This window comes from uncultured Campylobacter sp., assembly GCF_938030785.1.
GTDB lineage: Bacteria > Campylobacterota > Campylobacteria > Campylobacterales > Campylobacteraceae > Campylobacter_B.
Map to the genome: position 1 here is coordinate 1 of NZ_CALHIK010000057.1, position 2509 is coordinate 2509.

The 2509-nt window shown below is 46.6% G+C and carries 4 protein-coding genes; all 4 read right to left on the reverse strand.

All coding sequences use genetic code 11. The features are described from left to right. The coding region (locus tag Q0438_RS03010; RefSeq protein WP_299187230.1) for a tRNA-dihydrouridine synthase family protein at positions 1 to 764 on the reverse strand (764 nt) is incomplete at its 3' end. A gap of 243 nt (positions 765 to 1007) precedes the next feature. Further along, positions 1008 to 2009 carry a LapA family protein gene (locus tag Q0438_RS03015; protein ID WP_299187232.1) on the reverse strand — a complete coding sequence of 334 codons (1002 nt, stop codon included), beginning with the start codon at positions 2007 to 2009 and terminating at the stop codon, positions 1008 to 1010. Positions 2010 to 2011: 2 nt separating this feature from the next. Next, a complete protein-coding gene (dksA, locus tag Q0438_RS03020) occupies positions 2012 to 2368 on the reverse strand; it encodes an RNA polymerase-binding protein DksA (protein ID WP_299187234.1) in 357 nt (118 codons plus the stop codon). A gap of 9 nt (positions 2369 to 2377) precedes the next feature. Beyond that, the coding region (locus tag Q0438_RS03025) for a 23S rRNA (pseudouridine(1915)-N(3))-methyltransferase RlmH (protein WP_299187236.1) at positions 2378 to 2509 on the reverse strand (132 nt) is incomplete at its 5' end.

The window sequence follows — 2509 nt, forward strand, 5'->3', positions numbered from 1 at the left end:
GAGAAATGATAGAGCACGACCTCCCTTTTTAGCGCGTCGCTTGCGCGTTCGCCCGTTTTGATCTCGCGAAAGATCCACGGCCTGCCGATTACCGCGCGACCGATCATCAGCGCGTCTGCGCCGCTAAGGTCTCGCACTGCGGGTGCATTGGAGGAGTTTATATCGCCGTTTGCGATCACTGGGATTTGCAGCGCGCGCTTGGCTCTTGCGATCGCGCCGTAATCCACCGCCGCGCTGTATCCGCCAGCTCTGGTGCGACCGTGAATCGCGATAAAATCGGCTCCTGCGCTCTGTACGGCACGCGCGATATTTTCGATATCCACGGCACCAAAGCCCAGCCGCACCTTCGCGCTCGTAAATTTTTTGTTCGAATATTTTTTGATCGTCTCAACCAGGCGCGATAGACGGGGTAGGTCAAGTAGTAGCGCCGAGCCGGCGCCCTGCTTCACGACTTTAGGGACGGGACAGCCGCAGTTTAGATCGATGCCGTCGATGCCGTCAAATTTATTGATGAGCAGAACCGCCTTTTTTATGATTTCCGCATCGCTGCCTGCGATCTGCACGAAAAAAGGGGTTTCTGCGGCGTTTTTTTCGAGCATCTTTAGCGTCTTTTCGCCCTCGAAAACAAGGGCGTTTGCGCTTATCATCTCGCTTACGGTCGCGTCGCAGCCGAATTTTTTCACTACGCCCCGCAGCGGCGGATCCGAGAAGCCCGCCAAAGGCGCTAAAAATAGAGGGTCTCTTTTAAAAAAATCTTTCGTCATTTTAAATTTCTTATTTCAAATTTGATTTAGGCTTAGAGGTTTCCGCGCTACGTTTAAATTTTAAAATTTCGCCGCGCAAGAGTCGTGCGCGACAAGCAAGGCTTTAAATTTAAAGATCCGAAATCGCGCTAAATTTTAAAATTTAAGATCTGCGCGCGAGTTTTTGATCGGTGCATTGCGCGGGCTGTGTTTGAGCCGCCGCAAAACGGGCTTCGCTTGCAAAAGCGGGCGAAATCACGTAAGCTAAAATATCAGCGATGCGGGGACGTTTTTGCCGTTGTCGCGCAAAAATAGCAGAATTTTAAACTTCTCAAACTCGTCGCCGTCGGCGAGGCTCAACTGATCTCTGAACTCATCGATCATGCCAAGCTCGTATAACACGTAAAGATACGCCTCGGTGCTCTGCGAATTTTCGTTTTTGAGCCGCTCGAAAAAGGCCTTGTATTGCTCGGGAGCGAGGTGATTTTTTAGCTTTTTGGCAAAGCTTATGAAATCTTGCTCGCCAAAGCTTTCGTTATTTACGAGATCAAAAAGCTCTTCGTTGCTTATATCAAAACCCTCATCATTAGCCGCGCGATCTACCAAAAGGCTTACTTCCTTGATATCCGACGGAATTTTATACGTCTTGATCTTTTCGTAGCTGCCCTTAGCAAGCAGGACGTCGTAGGCTTTTTTGGTGATATTTTCGCTATAAACGCCCTTGGTTTTTAAAATTTCATACGCATACTCGGGCTCTGCGTCGAGGCGGTTAAGCTCGTTTTGTAAAAACAGCCCGTTGTTTTTAGGCAGCTTATACTTTCGCAGATCGGCTACCTGGCCGTTTTTGACCTGTTCGATAACGTCCACCACCTCTCTTAGTTCGTCATTTTCGACATCGACTCCCGCGCTGTCGTACCACGGAGATAAAATTTTAGTAATGTCGCTAGGATCCTTGAAAAACTCGGTTTTGAAGTCCTTATTGGTATCAAGGCCCAGCAAAACCTCTTTGCTCATCGCATCGTATGCGCTTAGATCTTTTGCAATCGCCCTTTTCGTGCGGTAAAACGCGAAGCTGTGAAAAACTATATGAAAAATCGCCAAAACCATATACAAAATGAGCGGCACTACGATCCATACCGCTATGGGAAGCGTAAGCGCAAAGCCGAATAGCTCCAGCGTGTAGCTTTCGCTTTGCTGTGTAAAAACCAAAATCGCGATAATCGCGATATAGACGATCGAGTATAAAAAGAATTGCTTCGTTTTCATCGCTAACTCCTATTTTCTTTTTCCGCCTGTTCCTTACATGAAATGCATAATCTAGCCTCGGGGCTTGCTTTTAGTCGCTCCAGATTTATATCCTCGCCGCAGCATTCGCAGCGTCCGTAGGTGCCGTTTGCTATGCGTTTAAGCGCGTTTTCTATCTCCAAAAACGTCTTTTGCTGATTGACGTTAAGCGAGTATTCGATACTAAGATCAGTATTCATACTGGCAACGTCAAAATCGTCCGCGGCTTTATTTTCGCGTAATTCTGAAATTTCATTAACCGAGCTATTAATATTGGCGCTTAGTTGCGCCTTTTTCTCTTCTAAAATTTTCTTGTAAAATTTTAACTCGTTTTTTTTCATTCTTTCCCTTTATTTGTGATATGGATGGTTTGCGTTAATGCACAGCGCGCGAAAAATTTGCTCAAAGAGCAAAAGTTTAGCGATTTTATGCGCTAACGTAAGCCTGCTAAGACTGATTATTTTATCGGCTTTTGCCTTAAA